A 2715-nucleotide genomic window follows, 5' to 3' on the forward strand; every position below is an offset into this window, starting at 1 on the left:
GGGGAGCCAGAGCATGAACACCTTTACCAAAAGCGGGGAGGTCAAACCCAACCACGGGGCGACCACGGAAAACGCCATGAGGTATATCGACTTTGCCGCAGAAAATAGGATCAAAGGCCTGCTGGTGGAAGGCTGGAACACCGGGTGGGACAAATGGATCAATACGGACGACCGGGAAGGGGTATTTGATTTTATGACTCCCTATGCAGATTACGATTTTGACAAGGTGATGGCCTATGCCCGGGAAAAGGGGGTTGAGGTGATCATGCACCACGAGACCTCCGCAGCCCCCCTTACGTATGAAAAGCAAATGGGCGTTGCCTATAAGTTCATGAAGGACAATGGCATGAACAGCGTAAAGACAGGCTATGTGGGCAAGATCATCCCCAAAGGCGAATACCACCACGGGCAGTGGATGGTAAGGCACTACCACAAGGTACTGGAAGAAGCCGCGAAAATGAAGATCGCCATCAACGCTCATGAGCCCATCAAGGATACCGGAAAACGCAGGACCTATCCCAATGCCATCGCCCGGGAAGGGCTGAGGGGGCAGGAGTTCAATGCCTGGTCTGCAGACGGGGGCAATCCCCCGGACCACCTCCCTACGGTGGCCTTTACCCGTATGCTTTCGGGCCCTATCGATTTTACACCCGGGATCTTTAATATCAGGTTCGACGAATACAAACCCGATAACCGGGTCATGACCACCCTGGCCCATCAGTTGGCCCTGTATGTGGTCATCTACAGCCCCATACAGATGCTTGCCGACCTGCCTGAGCACTATACGGAGAACGGGAAACCACACCCTGCTTTGCAGTTTATTCGGGATGTGGGGGTAGATTGGAGCGAAAGCCACGTGCTCGATGGAGAGGTGGGCCAGTTCGTGACCATCGCCCGAAAGGAAAGGGGCACCGGGAACTGGTTTGTCGGTGGGATCACCGATGAAGAGGGGAGGACAGAGGTTTTAAAACTCGACTTCCTGGAACCCGGAAAATCCTACAAGGCTATACTCTACAAGGACGCAGCGGATGCGCACTGGGATACCAATCCCCAGGCTTATGAGATCACCTCCATGGATGTGACCTCTGAGGATACAGTTGAGGTAATATTGGCTCCCGGTGGCGGGTTTGCCCTAAGCCTTATACAAGGATGATCTCCCTGTTCAGACGCCTGCGTCAGCGAGTGCTTATAGAGAATAAGTTCAGTAGGTACTTATTGTACGCTATAGGTGAGATCCTGCTGATTGTGATCGGGATCCTGTTAGCAGTACAGGTCAATGATTGGAATACATTGAGGAATGAAAAGCTCGAGGAGCAGCAATTGCTCAAACAGCTCCGCACTGAATTCAAGGCCAACAGGGACCAGATACAGGACAAGATCGTTTTGCACAGAAGAATCGTTACCAGTGGAGAACGGCTCCTGGAATTCATCGACAACTATGAAGGCGGGATATCTACGGACAGCCTATATGCCCACTTGAGTTGGACCATAACTGCTCCTACTTTTGATCCTTCTCTTGGGGTTACAAACGATCTGATCAATTCCGGAAAATTATACCTTATCCGAAATGACTCATTGCGACAATTGGTTTCTGGATGGAGTGGAGATATAATATTTGCTACCGAAGAAGAGAAAATATGGTTGAAGATCCGGGACGAACAGTATAATCCGTATCTGACAAAGACCTTTTCTCTCAGGAACATACTCCATGCTGTAGAGCAAGGAAGTAAAGCACGTGAGATCATGAACTTTGGGCGTACATATGAGGTATCCTCAATTGGTCGCTCAAAATTAGACAGCGCTAACTGGAGGAAATTCACCGTAGGAGAGCTACAGGATATGGAGGACCGGATCTCAGAATTGACCAACCTGAACCGATTGTCCATCACACAAATGTCTGAGCTCGAAAATGTGACAATTAAGATCCTGGAGCTGATCACAGAAGGGATCGAGACTTCGGAAAATTAATATTTACTCTCATAACACATTGGCCGGATATTGTAGTCCTACTTTTTGCTCTCTATCCTTTCAAGCAGTTCTACCTGCTTTTCCATAAGGTCTGAGATCCCGCTTAGCAATTCAATATTCTTGGGTGTTGCTTCGGTGGTGTTTTTTGGATCGTCCGCTTTGCTTCGGACCTTATTCATGACCTTGACCACCAGAAACACCGTGAATCCTATGATAAGGAAATCGATTCCGGCTTCCAACAGTTTTCCATAACCTATAGCTATCTCTTCGGGCCTGGTAACCCCATCCACGGTGACCGCTTCCCTGAGGATGATCTTTTTGTTCTCCCAGTTGATCCCGTCGGTCATGAAGGAGAGGGGAGGGAGGAAGATCTCTTTGACCAAGACGTTGACCACGTTGTTAAAGGCCGTTCCTATGATCACCCCTATGGCAATATCGATCATGTTGCCTTTGACGGCAAATTCCTTGAATTCTTTGATGATTTGAAGTTTCATATTCTTCTAATTTATTGTGCTGAAATATAGGGGTAATCTGAAAAATTGAAGAATCATTAAAACGATTCCTTCGTCCTTGAGTCCCACTCGAACATCTTGAACGAGAAAAAGCCGGCATTTCATGCGGCTCTTACTCGGGGAAAGAATTCGATAATTTGAGGCGGGAATTACTCGTCCTTACGGACTTCGTGAGTCCCGTGGCGTCATCTTGAACGAGAAAAAGCCGGCATTTCATGCGGCTCTTACTCGGGGA

Annotated in this window: 3 protein-coding genes; 2 read left to right on the forward strand and 1 reads right to left on the reverse strand. The window is 48.6% G+C overall.

Features of this window, described 5'->3' with window-relative positions; all coding sequences use genetic code 11:
- Positions 1-1153, forward strand: a 1153-nt coding sequence (locus tag ABYP73_RS12710; protein ID WP_372974580.1) for a glycoside hydrolase family 97 catalytic domain-containing protein, incomplete at its 5' end; no start/stop codon positions are given.
- The gene (locus ABYP73_RS12715) at positions 1150-1968 is read left to right on the forward strand and encodes a DUF6090 family protein (protein ID WP_372974581.1); all 819 of its coding nucleotides are present in this window, start codon (positions 1150-1152) and stop codon (positions 1966-1968) included. The genes ABYP73_RS12710 and ABYP73_RS12715, both read left to right, overlap by 4 nt.
- 38 nt (positions 1969-2006) lie before the next feature.
- Here the strand turns inward: ABYP73_RS12715 and mscL are convergent, their stop codons facing one another.
- Positions 2007-2462, reverse strand: coding sequence for a large conductance mechanosensitive channel protein MscL (mscL, locus tag ABYP73_RS12720; RefSeq protein ID WP_372974582.1), 456 nt, complete (start codon positions 2460-2462; stop codon positions 2007-2009).
- Between the last annotated feature and the right edge of the window lie 253 nt (positions 2463-2715).

The organism is Muriicola sp., assembly GCF_041567615.1.
Classification (GTDB): domain Bacteria; phylum Bacteroidota; class Bacteroidia; order Flavobacteriales; family Flavobacteriaceae; genus Muriicola.